We start from the raw sequence: 15,685 nt of genomic DNA, 5'->3' as shown, positions 1-15,685 counted from the left end.
TCAACCCTACCTTACTACATGGCATACGATCTCATCGTCGTCGGAAGTGGACCCGGCGGCTACGTCGCCGCAATCAGAGCCGCCCAGTTGGGCATGAAAGTCGCCGTCGTCGAGCGCGAAAGCCTCGGAGGCATCTGCCTCAACTGGGGCTGTATCCCCACTAAGGCACTGCTGAAGAGCGCCCAGGTATTTGAATACATCAGCCACGCGGGCGATTACGGCATCGTGGTCGAGCAGCCCAAGGCCGACTTTGAGAAAATGATCGGGCGCAGCCGCAGCGTGGCCGACGGGATGAGCAAAGGCATCAATTTCCTCTTTCGAAAGAATAAGATCGAGGTGCTGGCCGGCAACGGCAAGCTGGTACGCGGCAAGAAAGTAGAGGTGACCGACGAAAACGGAAAGGCCACCACCTACGATGCCGAGCACATCATCCTGGCCGTAGGCAGCCGCGCACGTCAGCTTCCCAACCTGCCCATCGACGGTGAGAAGATCATCGGCTACCGTAAGGCCATGACGCTGCCCACGCAGCCCAAGCGGATGGTGGTCGTAGGTGCCGGTGCCATTGGCGTGGAGTTCGCCTACTTCTACAGCAGCATCGGCACCGAGGTGACGATCGTGGAATACATGGAGCAGGGCCTGGTGCCCCGTGAGGATGCCGATATCTCCAAGGAACTCGCTAAGGTGTACAAGAAGAAGGGCATCAAAACCCTAGCAAATACCAGTGTAGAAAACGTAGATACGAGTGGCGACGTGCTCAAGGTGACCACCAAGAACCGCAAGTCAGGTGCCGAGGAAATCATCGAGTGCGACGTGGTCCTATCCGCCGCCGGCATCACCCCTAATACGGAGAATATCGGACTGGAAGACCTAGGTATCGAAGTAGACCGTGGCCTCATTCACGTCGACGCCGAGTACCGTACCAACGTCCCCGGCATCTACGCGATCGGTGACGTCACCCCCGGCCCGGCCCTGGCCCACGTAGCGAGCGCCGAGGGCATCATCTGCGTCGAGGCCATCGCGGGCATGAAGCCGGAGCCCCTCGACTACGGTAACATTCCGGGCTGTACCTACTGCTCCCCCGAGGTCGCCAGCGTAGGCTACACGGAGGCGGCCGCCAAGGAGGCCGGCTACGAGGTAAAGGTGGGTAAGTTTCCCTTCTCCGCCTCCGGTAAAGCCAGCGCTGCCGGTGCCAAGGAGGGTTTTGTCAAGGTCATCTTCGATGCCAAGTACGGCGAATGGCTCGGCGCCCACATGATCGGGGCCAACGTCACCGAAATGATCGCCGAGGTCGTGGCCAGCCGTAAGCTAGAAACCACCGGCCACGAGATCATCAAAACCGTCCACCCGCACCCCACCATGAGCGAGGCGGTGATGGAGGCTACGGCTGCTGCCTACGATGAGGTCATTCATCTATAGACTCGGCGGACAAGTAAATTGAAAAGCCCCGGCTGGATCTCGCATCCAGTCGGGGCTTTTTCATTGCGTTAAAAGTAGTGACCTAAACCTCCTCCTTTTCGGCGGCAGCCTCGGCAGGAGCAGTCTCCTCCTCCGTCTTCTTCGCAAAGCGGCTCTTACCGAACTTCTTGTTGAACTTATCGATCCGACCGGCCGTGTCGACAAACTGCATCTTACCGGTGAAAAAAGGATGGCTTTCGCTCGAGATCTCAAGTTTGATGAGGGGATACTCCTTACCGTCCTCGTAGGTATCGGTGTCGCGCGTTTTGGCGCACGAGCGTCCCAACCAGCTGACGTTGGCGTTGATGTCGCGGAAGATTACCGTGCGGTAACTTGCGGGGTGCAGCTCCTTTTGCATTACTTTTCTAGTTTAGCGCGCAAAGGTACGGCTAGTTCCGCGTTCGCGCAAACGCCCCCGGGGTGGTATGTTTGCAGTATGCCGCGGCTGCTTGTTTCCATCTTTGTTCTTCTATCGCTCGGCCTCGCCGCCCAGGCCCCGCCCGCCCCGGGCGATCTGCTGCTCAGCGAAATACTCTTCGATCCGGTGGGGGAGGGCGCCGACTTTGTGGAGCTGTACAATGCCTCCGCGGATACCCTTTCCATCAACGGACTCCAGCTCATCAACGCCCGCGGAACCACCCGCACTCTGACTACGGAGCAGTGGCTTCCCCCGGCAGCCTATGTGGTGCTTACCGACAATCCGCAGGATATTTTGATGCACTTCCCTGACGCCCATCCCGACTTTGTACTGGACCTTGATTTACCTTCCCTACCCAATACGTCGGGTACTGTCGAGATCTTCACGGTAGACGGGGTGCTGCTCGATCGATTCGACTACGAGGAGTCGATGCACAGCGTATTGATCGACCCGGAGGGGGTAAGCCTAGAGCGGCGCAGTTTCGACCTCCCAAGCGATACGAAGGACAACTGGCACAGTGCCGCCAGTGGCGCGGGCTACGGTACCCCCACCCAGCCAAATTCCCAGGGGGATGTAGCGGCAGTAACCCGGCCCGATGTACAGCTCTCAGAGCCGGTATTCTTTCCGGCATCCGGTGGCCGGCAGCGCTCCGCGACAGTCACCTATCGCACCGCTCGTCCGGGCTGGCTAGCCCAGCTGGCCGTGTTTGACTCCGCCGGCCGGCCCGTTGCATCCCAGCCGCGTACCGAGCTGCTGGGCACCCGGGGCGCGCTCAACTGGGACGGCCGGGACTCTACCGGCACGCTACAACCCGCTGGCCCCTACGTGCTGCTCGTCAACCTCTTCCACCCCGATGGGCGCACCGCTACGTTTAAGTTCGTAGCCGTGCTTTCCAGTTAAGGCCCGCCGCCCGTGGATCAAATTCTGTTCGACTTCTTCAACCACCAACTCGCCAGTCCCTTTCTGGACGCGGTCCTACCGATCTATCGGGAAAAGACGACCTGGATCCCCCTATACCTCCTGTTCCTGTTTTTCCTCGTGCGCACCTACGGCTGGCGGCGCTCGCTCTACCTCATCCTGTGTATAGCGGCAGTTATTGCCATTGCCGATCAGCTCGCTGCCACACTACTCAAGCCCTGGGTCGGCCGCCTCAGGCCCTGCGCCGAGCCGAGCCTGGCCGGTCGGGTGCGGGAGCTCGTCAGCTGCGGAGGAGCCTACGGCTTTCCCTCCAACCACGCCACCAACCACTTCGCCGTGGCTGTGGTCCTCAGTCTCACGTGGGTGCGCGGGACCGTGGGGCGACTAGCGCTATTCCTGTGGGCAACGTCCATTGGCCTGGCGCAGGTCTACGTCGGCAAGCACTACCCCAGTGACGTCCTGGCCGGCGCATTCCTGGGTACTGCGGTGGCCATCATCGGCGTCATGGTCTACTACCGCCTGGTCGGTCGTCTGGCTATCAGGACCCCCCTACGGCCGCCGATTAACTAATCCGCGCGCGCCGGCGTTTGCATCACCACGCACTCCCGTATGGCCCTCTGGCAGTACCTACTCTTATTCAGTACCGCGATCCTTGGCGGCGGACTGGCACTCCTCGGGGAGGAACGCGCCCGCAAGCAGCTGCCTACGCTACTCTCCTTTAGTGGGGCCTATCTACTCGCTATTGCCGCCCTGGAGCTACTGCCCGAAGTGTTTGGCGCGCGGGGAGCGGGAGGGCCGGGACTGTTCTTACTCCTCGGCTTTTTCGTTCAGCTACTTCTAGAGGGGCTTAGTCAGGGCGTGGAGCACGGGCACGTGCACGTACACCGGCAGGCGCGCTACGGCTACGGCATCCAGGTGATGATCGGCCTGGGGTTGCACGCTTTGTTGGAAGGATTACCGCTTGGCGCGGGGGCGGTCATAGGGGGCGGGGCCGCTGGTGCAACACACGGAGATCATTTGCTCTTTGGTATCGTACTTCATAAGTTACCGGCCGCCTTTGCCCTAGGGCTGTTGCTACGTAGTTCGGGGTACAGTACCGCCTTCGTGTGGGGCTGCTTACTGGTCTTCGGGGCGCTCTCCCCGCTAGGTGCAGCACTTGCCGAGGTGGTGAGTATCAATCCCGTCTGGCGCGCGAACATCCTGGCCCTGGTGGTGGGTAGCTTTCTTCACATCTCCACTACCATCCTCTTTGAGGCCGACGGGACGCACCAACACGGGATTTCCGCCCGTAAATTCGTAGTGATTCTCACGGGCATGGGGGTGGCTTACCTCACGGCGCACTGACTTGATGTCGCACCACCTACTTCGCACCGGCGACCCCGCCCGTATCCGCCTCATCGGTTTGTTGTGCCTGCTGCTGGGTGCAGTATTGTTTAGCTCGAAGGGGATCATCATCAAGCTGGCGTACCGGTACGAGGTCAGTAGCATCAGTTTGCTCGGGCTGCGGATGATCTTTTCGCTGCCGCTCTTTCTGCTGATCGCCCACTTCCGAAGTGGTGACCGAGCGACGCGTGCGCCAATGACGGTCGCCGATTTTTTCACCATCGTCGTGCTCGGGGTGGTGGGCTACTACCTAGCCAGCTATGCGGACTTCCTGGGCCTCAGGTACCTGAGCGCGGGGATGGAACGGGTTATTTTGTTTACCTATCCCACGATGGTGCTGCTACTGCAGCGCCTGGTATTCGGTACGCCCATCCGTAGGGTGCAGTGGATCGCGACCGGCATTTGCTACCTCGGTATCGTCGTGGCCTTTGGTGGTTCTGACCTGCGGGTGGGAAGCGGGTTTGCGACCGGGGCCGGATTTATTTTCCTAAGTGCCCTACTGTACAGTGCCTACATGATCGGTAGCGGTCGGTTGGCCCCCCGCCTCGGTAACGTGCGGTTTACGAGCCTGGCACTGATCACGGCTTCCCTGAGCGTGATTCTGCACGTGATGCTCAGTAGCGATCCCCTGCTGGGGCTGCCGGTAGCGGTATACGTGTACGGTGGCGTGATGGCGGTGTTCTGTACCGTAATTCCAAGTTATCTGGTCACCGAGGGAGTACGCAGACTTGGGGCCGGAGATGCGGCCATCATCGGTGCCGTGGGGCCCGTGGCGACCATTGTGCTGGAGTACGTAGTCCTGCACGAGCACATGAACCTATTGCAGGGCCTCGGGGCGGCATTGATTATCAGCGGAGTGGTGGTGATTGGCCGTAGCAAAGGCCGCTAGTTAAAACAAATTGTAGTATCTTCGGGCTCGAAAACAGCAGCATGGCAAAGGTAAAAGTGGCGTTCTTCTGTACCAACTGCGGTGCGGAGAGCCCCAAGTGGATGGGGCAGTGCCCCGCGTGCCGGGAGTGGAATACTCTGGTGGAAGAAAAGGTGGTCAAAACCAAGAACGATCGTCTGGAAAACAAGCCCGACTGGCGGCAGGTGGGTAACGGAGCGGCGGCAGCGGCGGCCGGTCCGATCGGTAAGGGTCCGCGGCCCGTATTACTAGACGACGTCACGGCCGGTGCGGTCGAACGCCTAATCGCACCCGACCGCGAGCTCAACCGGGTGCTCGGGGGGGGGATCGTGCCGGGAAGTATCGTGCTGTTCGGCGGGCAGCCCGGCATCGGTAAATCGACCCTGCTGCTCCAACTTGCCCTGCGGCTGGGCAAGCGCGTGCTCTACATCAGTGGCGAGGAGAGCGAGGAGCAGATCAAGATGCGGGCCGACCGCCTGGGGGGAGCGGGGGAGCACTGCTACCTACTGACCGAAACGAATACCGATGCCCTGCTCAAACACGCCGCGGCGCTGAAGCCGGACCTACTCATCGCGGACTCGATTCAGACACTGGCCAGTCCGCACGTCGAGAGCATGGCCGGCACGGTCAGTCAGGTGCGCGAGTGCGCCGCCGAGCTCCAACGCTTCGCCAAAGAGAGTGGCATTCCGGTCTTTCTCATCGGACACATCACCAAGGAGGGGAGTATCGCCGGCCCAAAGTTGCTGGAACACATCGTGGATGCGGTACTACAATTCGAGGGCGACCGCAACTACACCTACCGCATCCTGCGGACGCTCAAAAATCGGTTTGGCTCCACGGACGAGCTGGGTATTTACCAGATGGAGGCCTCCGGACTGCGGGAGGTATCCAACCCCAGTGAGCTGCTGCTGAGTGAGCGCGACGAGAATCTGTCGGGCTCCGCTGTCTGCGCTACCCTGGAGGGCATGCGGCCGATGCTCATTGAGACCCAGGCTCTGGTAAGTGCCGCGGTGTACGGCAATCCGCAGCGGTCCGCCACCGGATTCGATCTGCGCCGGCTGTCGATGCTCCTAGCGGTGCTGGAAAAACGGGCCGGCCTGTCGGTTGGCAACCAGGACGTGTTTCTCAACATCGCCGGTGGGCTGCGGGTGGATGACCCGGCCATCGACCTATCGATCATCGCGGCTATTCTCTCCTCAGCGCAGGACGTGATGGTGCCACCGGATCTTTGCTTTGCCGGGGAGGTGGGACTAAGTGGAGAAATACGCGCCGTGACCCGCATCGAACAGCGTATTCAGGAAGCCGACCGGCTGGGCTTTCGGGGCATCTACGTAAGTAAGTACAACACCAAGGGCCTTGATCCCGACCGCTACAGCATCCGTATCCATACCGTAGCCACTGTGCGTGAGCTCTTCGAGGCGCTATTTGCCTAGCGGCGGTCGAGGAGTCGACTGAGTAATCGTCGCCGATCCACGATGATGGTAGCCTGGCCCTGCATCAGGGGGCTAGCCTCAATTCGGCCACCGGTGCTGGTCACCAGGCCTTCCGGAAAGGCCACCTCCAGGGTAAGTTGATCATCGACCGGCACTAGCCCGATGGAGGCTACCCGCCCGTGGACCGAACCATACTCCAGGGCGGGCCAGCGGTCGAATGCCACTACCACGTCCTGGCCGACCGTCAGCCGGCCACTGCCCGCTACGGGTACCGTTACCCGCCCTACGGTGGTGCCGGCATCGCTCGGTAATACGGTGGCAAGCAGCTGGTCTTCGCGTACGTAGGTCCCGCCCTTGATCTCCGGCTGGAGGAGTACGGTGCCGGTAACGGGGCTCACTACGGTAAACTCCCCTTTCCAGCTAGCTACCGCAGCCTGTAGCTGTCCGAAGGCCTCGGCGAGCTCGTCGGCCGCCAGCCGGTTGCTGCCCTGCTGCCCACTGCGGTAGGCTTCGATCTGATTGCGCATCAGTTCGATGGATAGACTCGCGGAGCGCAGGGCACTGATCCGTTCCTGAAGGGTCTCCTCCGCTTGCACCGATTGCTCCTGGGCCCTGGCCAGGCGATCTGCGTTGCGGAGGCCTTCGTTTTGTAGAGTTTGTTCCCGCTGCAGCTCGGTCCGTGCGCGCGCCGCGGCATCCTCCACCGCGGTCTGGCCGCTGCGCAGTTGCCGGATCTCCCGTTCGGTAGCACCAATCATGTTCGCTAGCTCAGCGGAGGTGTAGCCATCGAGCCTGCGGTCGGCGAGATTGCGGTACACCTCCTGCCGTTGCTGAAATACATTGACCGCATCCTGTAGGGGGCCCAGGAGAAGCTTCGGCGACACGGTCAACTGGAGGAGCCTGGCCGGACTGCTGCCTCTGAATTCGAGGAGGCGATCCTCCAGCGCCAGCACGTGCTCGAAGCGCGCCCGCGCATCGGTAGCAAGGAGCAGCGTCTGTCCGGCCTCCACCGTATCTCGGTTCGCGATCAGCACCCGATCCAGCGTCATATCTCGGGGTGCCTGTAGTCGCCGGGGCGGGTCTACGGTCGTCAGCACGAGATTGCCCCGTAGCGTTGCGGGGTAGCGATAAAGTCCGCTTAGAAGTAGGAGCGCTAGGATTAGCAGACCCAGCACGAGCATACCGCGGCGGGCTACCCAGGGTGCCGGCCGACCCAGCACCGCTTCTACCTCGGGGCTATGGCGCAGGTCGGTCACTGTCCCAGCAAAGTTTGGTTGCGGACCAGCTGGTAATAGGTACGTCCTTCGGCCATCAGGTCGGCGTGGGTGCCGCGCTCTACGATACGGCCCCCGTCCAGCACTAGCACGTAGTCGGCCCGTTCAAAGGTAGTGTAGCGGTGGGCCACCAGCAGGATGGTAGAGCCCTCCATGTAGGTCAGGAGACTGTCCATCAGCGTCAGCTCGGTGAAGGCATCCAGCGCGGTAGTGGCCTCGTCCAGGAACAGGTAGCGGGGCCGGGGGTAGATGGCCCGGGCCAGCAGGATGCGTTGCTGTTGTCCCCGGCTAAGTCCCATGCCGCTGGCCCCCACCTTCGTGCCGTAGCCCTGGGGTAGCCCCTCCACGAAGCGGTCGAGCTGCGCCACCTTGGCCACCTCCAGCAACCTGGCCTGATCCACGCGCTCTTCTCCCAGCACGATATTACGGGCGATGGTATCGCTGAACAGGTAGCCCTCCTGGCTCACCATGCCGACGTGCTCGCGCCAGAAGGTGAGATCCAGACTCGACAGACTAGTGCCCCCCACCCGGAGTTCGCCGGCCTCCGGGAGGTAAAAGCCAACTAGTAGTTTGAGCAGCGTTGATTTTCCGCTGCCGGAGGAGCCCACCAGCGCGGTGACCTTTCCTACCGGTAGGGCCGCCGTGACGCCCCGTAGCACCCAGGGCGCATTGGGTACGCGGTACCGAAAGGTGATATCCTGCAGCGTGACCTGGCCCCGCTCCGGAATCACGCGTAGTTTAGGCGTAGTGGCAGACTGCTCATCGTCCTTGCGGTGAATCTCCTGGATCCGTTCCATGCCGATGCGGTTTTCCTGGTAGGCAGCCACGAGGTCCCCCAGCTCCTCAATCGGGCTGTTGAGCTGGGCCAGTAGGTAGTGAATGGCTACTAGTGCACCGATGGACAGATCACCCGACACCACCGAAAGGGCGGCTAGCAGCGTGATGGATAGGCTTTTGCACTGGTTGATCAGGGTGCCGATGGTGCGTTGCGTCTGCTCCAGGCTGTTGAGCGCCACCGTCGTCCGGTAGAGTGTGGCGCGCTGACGCTCCCAGGCCCAGCGGCGCTGCTGACCGGCGTTGTGCTGCTTGATCTCGGCCATGCCGTCGATGATTTCCATCAGCAGCTCGCTATTATTGGCTGACTGCTCGAAGTGCAGCCGGTCCAGATTTTGCTTCCGCCGTTGCAGGTGTACGACCCACGCCAGTTGCAGCACCGTACCCAGTAGGAAGACCGCGAACAGGGTAGGATTCCAGAGCACGAGTACGGCCGCGAAGGCTACGAAACTCACCATGCTAAACACCTGGGGTAGGGTGCTGCCCGTAAGGAACTGTTCGATCCGGCTGTGATCCTGTAGCCGCTGAAACAGATCGCCCCGGCTGCGACTGTCATAGAATTCCATGGGTAGCCGCACGAGCTTAGCCAGGTAGGCACTGACCAGGCTGACGTTGATCCGGCCCCCAATGTGAACAAGCACGTAGCGCCGTAGCGCCGTCAGCGCGGTGGTGGATAAAAGCAGTACGCCCTGGGCGATGACGATCAGCACGATCAGGTCCGGGTCGTTGAGTACGATGCCCTGGTCCACCAGGTTCTTAATTAGAAAAGGCAGTAGTAGCGCGAGAAGCAGGGTGAGTATCACTCCGGCAGCGAGATTGAGACTCAGGCTACGGTACTGCCGAATGTACTGCCACACGTAGCGCAGTCCGCCGGTAAGTGGTGGGCTCCCCGTACGGGTGGCAAAGCCGGGGGTCGGTTCTAGCACCAGCACGCTACCGGCAAAGGTGCCGGCCTCCGATAGGGAATGTGACCAGGCCTCGATGAACGACAGTCGGCCTAGCTGCGTGCGGCCTACCGCTGGATCGGGATCAGCAATGGTAAACACGCCGCCCGTGGTATCCTCCAGTACCACGAAGTGGTCCTCCCGCCACGGCAGGATGCAGGGTAGGGGCACCTCCCGTTCCAGTTGGGGAAGCCCGACGGTGAGGGCCAGGGTTTGTAACCCAATGCTTTCGGCGCCCTCGCTGATGCCGAGTAGACTTACCCCCTCCCGGCTGATTCGCGTGCGCTCCCGAAGCTCCTCCAGGCCGTAGTCCTGGCCGTGATACTTTGCTACCATGCGCAGGCAGGCCGCCCCGCAGTCCATCTCCTCGAACTGTTGGTAGTAGGTCAAACGCATAGAACTTTGGTGAAGATAAGACCGTTAGACTGGCTCCTTTATTTTGGCCGGGCCCTTCCACCCGTGCGAAAATCAACCGTATGAGCAAATTAGGACGCGTGCTGGTCGCCATGAGCGGCGGCATCGACAGCACGGTGACGGCCATGATCCTGCACGAGCAGGGCTACGAGGTGGTCGGCATCACCATGAAAACCTGGGACTACGCCAACTCCGGCGGCAGCAAAAAAGAAACCGGCTGCTGTAGCCTGGATTCCATCAACGACGCCCGTTCGGTAGCCGTCGCGATGGGCTTTCCCCACTTCATCATCGACATCCGAGAGGAGTTCGGCGATCACGTGATCGACAACTTCGTCGACGAGTATATGGCCGGTCGTACCCCGAACCCCTGCGTGCTCTGCAATACCCACATCAAGTGGAGTGCCCTGCTCAAACGCGCCGATGCCATGGACTGCGAGTTCATCGCCACGGGCCACTACGCCCAACTGCGTCAGACCGAGGCCAGGCGCTGGCACGTACGCAAGAGCGCCGACGATAAGAAGGACCAGAGCTACGTACTCTGGGGTTTAAGCCAGGAGTGCATGGCCCGTAGCCGCTTCCCACTAGGCCACATGACTAAGCCGGAGGTGCGCCAGCTCGCCTACGATTTTGGCTACGAAGAGTTGAGTAAGAAGGCCGAAAGCTTCGAGATCTGCTTCGTACCCGACAACGACTACCGCGGCTTCCTCAAACGGCGCCTTCCGGAGCTCGAAGCACGGGTTGCCGGTGGCAGTTTTGTCGACACCAGTGGGGAGGTTATAGGTACCCACGACGGCTACCCCTTCTATACCATCGGCCAGCGTAAGGGCCTGGGGCAGGCCTTTGGACAGCCCATGTACGTCACCAAGATAGATGCCACTAGCAATACCGTGACCCTCGGTCCGGTCGATGCATTAGTAAAGAACGGCATGCTGGTAGGTGGTGCTACGCTACAGAAGTACGCCGAGCTGCCCGCGGGCGGGCTCGAACTCGTCACGAAGGTGCGCTATAAGGACCAGGGCACCCTGAGTCTCGTCGATCAGTTCGCCCCGGACCGGCTTTCGGTAGAGTTCTACGCCGAGGTGCGCGGCGTGGCTCCAGGCCAGAGTGCGGTGTTTTACGAGGGGGATGATGTGGTGGGGGGTGGACTGATTCACGCCTCGCGGTGATTACCGACTTCCGCTATACAGCTCGTACTTACAGAAGCGCGTCTCCACCGGACCGTTCATCAGCGGCACCTTCTGACTCGTTCGTAGACCCACCCGCTTGACCGCCCGCGCGTTTGCCGAGATCAGCCAGGCTGTGTAACCGGCCCACCGTTGCTTTAGCGTATCTCCAATGCCGCGGTAAAATCCTTCAATATCTCCGGTTTCCATTCGGAATTCGTAGGGTGGGTTCGTAACCAGTAGGCCAGGCGTCTCGGGTGACACGGGCAGGGGGGTAAGGTCAGCGAAGGCGGAGGTGCGCAGTTCCACCAGCGGCAGTACGCCAGCGCGGTCCAGTGTAGCTCGGGCGACGGCGATGGCTACCCCGTCGATGTCCGCTCCCAGGATCGGCTGCCGTAGCGGTACGATCCGATCCATAGCCGCTTGCCGCAAACTCCCCCATTCGGCCGGGTCGAAGTCCGGCCACCGCTCGAAGCCGAAACTCCGCAGTAGCCCCGGCGGACGGTACGTAGCCCGCATCACCGCCTCCGCTAAGATGGTTCCCGAGCCGCACATAGGATCCACAAAGGGTTGCTCTCCCGTAAATCCGGCAATAGCCAGCATTCCCGCCGCCAGTACCTCATTGATGGGCGCCTCCCCGGTGCGGCGGCGGTACCCCCTACGGTGTAGGCTCGCGCCAGAGGAGTCTACACTCAGGTCCACCTCCCCCTCTCCGTGGATCCGCAGGTGAATGCGCAAGTCGGGATTGCCCTTATCCACCGAGGGCCGGGTCTGGTACTTATCGCGCATCTGATCCACGATGGCGTCCTTGGCCAGCTGGGCGATGTAGTGCGTATTACGAAACCACCGCCCCGGGTCCACTACATCGATGTAGAGCGTCCCCTCCGGCTTCAGGTACGCTCGCCAGTTCGTGGCCCGCAGCCGGTCGTAGAGCTCCTGCTCCCGGTCCGCCCGAAAGGCATCGATGTTGATCAACACACGCAGCGCCGTGCGTAGTTCGAGGTTCGCACGGTATACCAGCGTCCGGTTTCCCCGACCCGTTACTACCCGTCGTCCGGCCTGCAGATCGGTCACTCCCAGCTCGCGCAGTTCCGCGGCGAGCACCTCTTCGAGTCCGGCTAGGGTAGGGAAGGCAAGATCAAGCGTAGCCATGAGTTGTAATAAGGGTGAGTAATGAGTTGGCCGGGACCGCAGGTGCAAAGGTGGTGCTAATCCATGGCATCGAGAGATTCGGACTCGCCCCAGCGGTAGGCATCGGGCAGCTCGAAGCCGGCTAGGTCGAGCACACGGTCGACCACCGTACGCACGATCTCTTCGGCCGTCGTGGCCCCCGAGTAGAAGGAGGGTACGGCCGGACAAATTATTCCTCCCGCTTCGGTGATGGTTGTCATGTTCCTGAGGTGAATGAGGCTATACGGTGCCTCACGCGGCACCACAATCAACCGGCGGCGCTCCTTCAAAATGACATCGGCCGCCCGGGTGATCAGATCGTTGGACACACCGGAGGCAATCCGCGCCATCAACCCCATGCTACAGGGGCAGACGAGCATAGTATCGTAGTGGGCACTGCCGGAGGCAAAGGGTGCAGTAAAGTCCCGCTGCCCATAGTAGGCATAGGGATAGTCCCGCCACCCCTCATCCCCCAACTCAAATTGCCAATTGTACTTACCGTTCTCGGTAATTACTACTCCAACATTTTCCCAGATTGATTTTAACTCTTGAAGCCGGTCAAGTAGCACCTTTGCGTACAACGAGCCGCTACTCCCACCTACCGCAACCACTACTTTTCTCCCAGACATCTTTACCTTTTGACCGTATCGATTACCTACCCTTGCGTTCTGCCACTGATTACTTGATCATGGTTAGAAAGGTCGAGAAAAACCAGTTGGAGTCGACTTTAACCAGTGCGGCCAGGGCCGAATCTGCCTTATGACTATACAACTTCAGCTCCTTGACTACCTCGCGAAACTCCTCCGCCTCAGCAGTGTCCCCCTCGACGCCCGTGAGGTCATCCAGTAGGTGCAGCATGGGTTCGAGCTCCCGTTTTTTGCGGGCGATGATGATGTTCTTGACCACCTTTGACATATCCTTTTCGGCCACGAAGAATTCCTTTCGCTCGCCGGGGATCAACTTCTTGTGGGCCAGCCCCCAGTCCAGCAGCATCCGTGTGGTGGTATTAACATTACCGCGACTGATCTGTAACTCCTCCATAATATCTTCGGCACTGAGGGGATCGCTAGCCACCAGAAGCAGGGCGTGGATCTGGGCCATGGTACGCGTCACGCCCCAGGAGCTACCAAGTGCTCCCCAGGCCTCGATAAATTTATCTTTTCCCTCTTGCAATTCCATAGTGGGGTAAGGTGAGTGTCTACGGCTTAGTTTAACCCCAGTCGGTATTTAGAGTGTACGCAACAAACCCCGACCGAGCTAACTCGGCCGGGGTTCGTACCTGGGGTCCATCAGGATAATGGACTTACATCATGCCGCCCATACCACCGGGCATACCGCCGCCGTGGCTATGGCCGCCCATGGCGCTCTCTGCCTCAGGCCTGTCGTTAATGACACACTCGGTGGTCAGTACCATACCGGCAATGGACGAAGCATTTTCCAGTGCGATGCGGGTCACCTTGGTGGGGTCGATCACACCGGCAGCCTTCAGGTCCTCGTACTCTCCGGTACGGGCGTTGTAGCCGTAGCTACCGCTGTTGGAGCGTACACTCTGGAGCACGACGCTGCCTTCTACACCGGCGTTATCGACGATGGTGCGTAGGGGAGACTCCAGTGCCTTGCGGACGATCTGGATACCGATCTTCTGGTCTTCATTCTCGCCCTCGAGGCCCTCCAGGCTATCGATGGCGCGAACCAGGGCGACGCCGCCACCGGCTACGATACCTTCCTCGACGGCAGCACGGGTAGCGTGCAGGGCATCGTCGACGCGGTCCTTTTTCTCCTTCATCTCCACCTCGGTAGCAGCACCTACGTAAAGTACGGCTACACCACCGGCAAGCTTAGCCAGGCGCTCCTGGAGCTTCTCGCGGTCGTAGTCGGAGGTCGTAGACTCAATCTGCTGCTTGATTTGATTGACCCGACCCGTGATTTGGTCGGCCGAGCCGGCACCGTTTACGATCGTGGTGGTGTCCTTATCGACCGTGAGCTTCTCGGCGCTACCGAGTAGATCCACGGTGGTCTGATCAAGCTTGTAGCCCTTCTCCTCGCTGATGACGGTACCCCCGGTCAGGGTAGCGATGTCCTCGAGCATGGCCTTACGACGATCGCCGAAGCCGGGAGCCTTGACGGCTACCACTTTTAGTTGAGCGCGCAGGCGGTTGACTACCAGCACACCAAGGGCCTGACTTTCTATGTCCTCAGCAATAATCAGCAGCGGGCGACCGCTCTGGATTACCTGCTCCAGGATGGGCACGATGTCCTGCATGTTACTGATCTTCTTATCGTGGATCAGGATGTAGGGGTTTTCGTACTCGGTGGTCATGTTCTCCGTGTCGGTCACGAAGTAGGGGCTTAGGTAGCCGCGGTCGAACTGCATACCCATCACCTCTTCGACGTAGGTATCCGTACCCTTGGCTTCTTCGACGGTAATCACGCCGTCCTTGCTCACACGGCGCATGGCGTCGGCGATGAGGCTACCGATCTCGTTGTCGTTGTTGGCCGAAATAGCAGCGACCTGCTGGATCTTATCGAAATCGTCGCCGACCACCTCACTCTGTCCCTTCAGGTGCTCGATAACCTTCTTGGTAGCCAGGTCAATGCCCCGCTTAAGGTCCATGGGGTTGGCACCGGCGGTAACGTTCTTCAGGCCGGCCTGGATCATGGCCTGGGCCAGGACGGTGGCGGTGGTGGTGCCGTCACCGGCGATATCGGCGGTTTTGCTGGCGACCTCCTTGACCATCTGCGCGCCCATATTGGCTACAGCGTCTTCAAGTTCGATTTCTTTGGCTACCGTGACCCCGTCTTTAGTAATTTGGGGGGCACCGAATGATTTTTGGATGACGACGTTGCGTCCTTTGGGTCCTAGGGTGACCTTTACGGCATTGGCGAGTGCGTCTACACCACTGCGTAGTTTTTCGCGTGCCTGACGGTCGAAGCTAATTTCCTTAGCCATGTTAAATTGAAATTTTAGAGTTAGTTAGATTGTGATGGGGGGCGATCCGCGATCCTACAAGATAATCAGGATGTCGTCCTCCCGCATGATGAGCAGGTCCTGTCCCTCGTGCTTAAGTTCCTGTCCGGCATACTTACCGTATAGGACGATGTCTCCGGTGGAGACCGTCATGCTGTTACCGTCCTTTCCGGGACCAACCGCGATAACTTCACCGCGTTGCGGCTTTTCCTTGGCGGTGTCGGGAACGATGATTCCACCGGCGGTCTTTTCTTCGGCGGGAGCGGGCTTGACCACTACGCGATCATTGATCGGCTTCATGTATGGTATGATTTGGTTAATGAAATTTGGGTTGTTCCGGTCAGCGGACGAAAGGCCTTCTGACACGCATGCCGCTGCTAAGACTGTGCCATCCGGTGGTGGCG

Annotated in this window: 15 protein-coding genes; 7 read left to right on the top strand and 8 right to left on the bottom strand. The window is 60.2% G+C overall.

Translation table 11 applies throughout. The features are described from left to right. The first annotated feature begins 18 nt into the window (after nucleotides 1-18). A complete protein-coding gene (lpdA, locus tag ACOOHD_RS04770) occupies nucleotides 19-1,416 on the top strand; it encodes a dihydrolipoyl dehydrogenase (RefSeq protein WP_420460427.1) in 1,398 nt (465 codons plus the stop codon). 82 nt (nucleotides 1,417-1,498) lie between these two features. Here the strand turns inward: lpdA and ACOOHD_RS04765 are convergent, their stop codons facing one another. After that, nucleotides 1,499-1,813: a type B 50S ribosomal protein L31 gene (locus ACOOHD_RS04765; protein WP_420460426.1), complete on the bottom strand. Its 315-nt coding sequence runs from the start codon at nucleotides 1,811-1,813 to the stop codon at nucleotides 1,499-1,501. A 78-nt stretch (nucleotides 1,814-1,891) separates the two neighbouring features. Here ACOOHD_RS04765 and ACOOHD_RS04760 point away from each other — a divergent pair, with 78 nt between their 5' ends. Genes ACOOHD_RS04760 through radA form a run of 5 tightly spaced genes read left to right on the top strand, consistent with a single transcriptional unit; the run spans nucleotide 1,892 to nucleotide 6,514 of the window. Then, nucleotides 1,892-2,773 (top strand): lamin tail domain-containing protein, encoded by an 882-nt coding sequence (locus ACOOHD_RS04760; RefSeq protein ID WP_420460425.1) that lies wholly within the window; start codon nucleotides 1,892-1,894, stop codon nucleotides 2,771-2,773. A 12-nt stretch (nucleotides 2,774-2,785) separates the two neighbouring features. Beyond that, nucleotides 2,786-3,361, top strand: a complete 576-nt coding sequence (locus ACOOHD_RS04755; RefSeq protein WP_420460424.1) for a phosphatase PAP2 family protein — start codon at nucleotides 2,786-2,788, stop codon at nucleotides 3,359-3,361. Nucleotides 3,362-3,400: 39 nt separating this feature from the next. After that, a complete protein-coding gene (locus ACOOHD_RS04750) occupies nucleotides 3,401-4,135 on the top strand; it encodes a ZIP family metal transporter (RefSeq protein ID WP_420460423.1) in 735 nt (244 codons plus the stop codon). Nucleotides 4,136-4,139: 4 nt separating this feature from the next. Further along, nucleotides 4,140-5,063 (top strand): DMT family transporter, encoded by a 924-nt coding sequence (locus ACOOHD_RS04745; protein WP_420460422.1) that lies wholly within the window; start codon nucleotides 4,140-4,142, stop codon nucleotides 5,061-5,063. Between the two features lie 41 nt (nucleotides 5,064-5,104). After that, nucleotides 5,105-6,514, top strand: a complete 1,410-nt coding sequence (radA, locus tag ACOOHD_RS04740) for a DNA repair protein RadA (protein ID WP_420460421.1) — start codon at nucleotides 5,105-5,107, stop codon at nucleotides 6,512-6,514. On the opposite strand, the gene ACOOHD_RS04735 is transcribed toward radA, so the two are convergent. Together ACOOHD_RS04735 and ACOOHD_RS04730 are read right to left on the bottom strand one after the other, a co-directional pair. Beyond that, a complete protein-coding gene (locus ACOOHD_RS04735) occupies nucleotides 6,511-7,770 on the bottom strand; it encodes an HlyD family efflux transporter periplasmic adaptor subunit (protein ID WP_420460420.1) in 1,260 nt (419 codons plus the stop codon). The two genes, radA and ACOOHD_RS04735, sit on opposite strands and share 4 nt — an antisense overlap. After that, nucleotides 7,767-9,956, bottom strand: coding sequence for a peptidase domain-containing ABC transporter (locus ACOOHD_RS04730; RefSeq protein WP_420460419.1), 2,190 nt, complete (start codon nucleotides 9,954-9,956; stop codon nucleotides 7,767-7,769). Before ACOOHD_RS04730 ends, ACOOHD_RS04735 begins: the two co-directional genes overlap by 4 nt. 86 nt (nucleotides 9,957-10,042) lie before the next feature. On the opposite strand from ACOOHD_RS04730, the gene mnmA reads away from it, so the two are divergent. Then, nucleotides 10,043-11,146 (top strand): tRNA 2-thiouridine(34) synthase MnmA, encoded by a 1,104-nt coding sequence (mnmA, locus tag ACOOHD_RS04725; RefSeq protein ID WP_420460418.1) that lies wholly within the window; start codon nucleotides 10,043-10,045, stop codon nucleotides 11,144-11,146. Here mnmA and ACOOHD_RS04720 read toward each other — a convergent pair whose 3' ends face one another. The 5 genes from ACOOHD_RS04720 to ACOOHD_RS04700 all read right to left on the bottom strand — a co-directional run bounded on the left by ACOOHD_RS04720 (nucleotide 11,147) and on the right by ACOOHD_RS04700 (nucleotide 15,581). Beyond that, complete coding sequence (locus ACOOHD_RS04720) at nucleotides 11,147-12,295, bottom strand: THUMP domain-containing class I SAM-dependent RNA methyltransferase (RefSeq protein WP_420460417.1); 1,149 nt, start codon at nucleotides 12,293-12,295, stop codon at nucleotides 11,147-11,149. Between the two features lie 56 nt (nucleotides 12,296-12,351). Continuing rightward, on the bottom strand, nucleotides 12,352-12,942 hold the full coding sequence (locus ACOOHD_RS04715; protein ID WP_420460416.1) for a UbiX family flavin prenyltransferase: 591 nt from the start codon (nucleotides 12,940-12,942) through the stop codon (nucleotides 12,352-12,354). Between the two features lie 49 nt (nucleotides 12,943-12,991). Beyond that, a complete protein-coding gene (locus ACOOHD_RS04710; RefSeq protein WP_420460415.1) occupies nucleotides 12,992-13,492 on the bottom strand; it encodes a GbsR/MarR family transcriptional regulator in 501 nt (166 codons plus the stop codon). A gap of 124 nt (nucleotides 13,493-13,616) precedes the next feature. Next, entirely contained in the window at nucleotides 13,617-15,263 is a 1,647-nt protein-coding gene (groL, locus tag ACOOHD_RS04705) for a chaperonin GroEL (RefSeq protein WP_420460414.1), read from the bottom strand. A 54-nt stretch (nucleotides 15,264-15,317) separates the two neighbouring features. Then, the gene (locus tag ACOOHD_RS04700) at nucleotides 15,318-15,581 is read right to left on the bottom strand and encodes a co-chaperone GroES (RefSeq protein ID WP_420460413.1); all 264 of its coding nucleotides are present in this window, start codon (nucleotides 15,579-15,581) and stop codon (nucleotides 15,318-15,320) included. Nucleotides 15,582-15,685 lie beyond the last annotated feature (104 nt).

This window comes from Neolewinella sp., from assembly GCF_965214665.1.
In the GTDB taxonomy this organism is placed as follows: Bacteria; Bacteroidota; Bacteroidia; order Chitinophagales; family Saprospiraceae; genus Neolewinella.
Note: the sequence above shows the minus strand (reverse complement) of the source record. Positions and strands in the feature narration are given on the sequence as shown.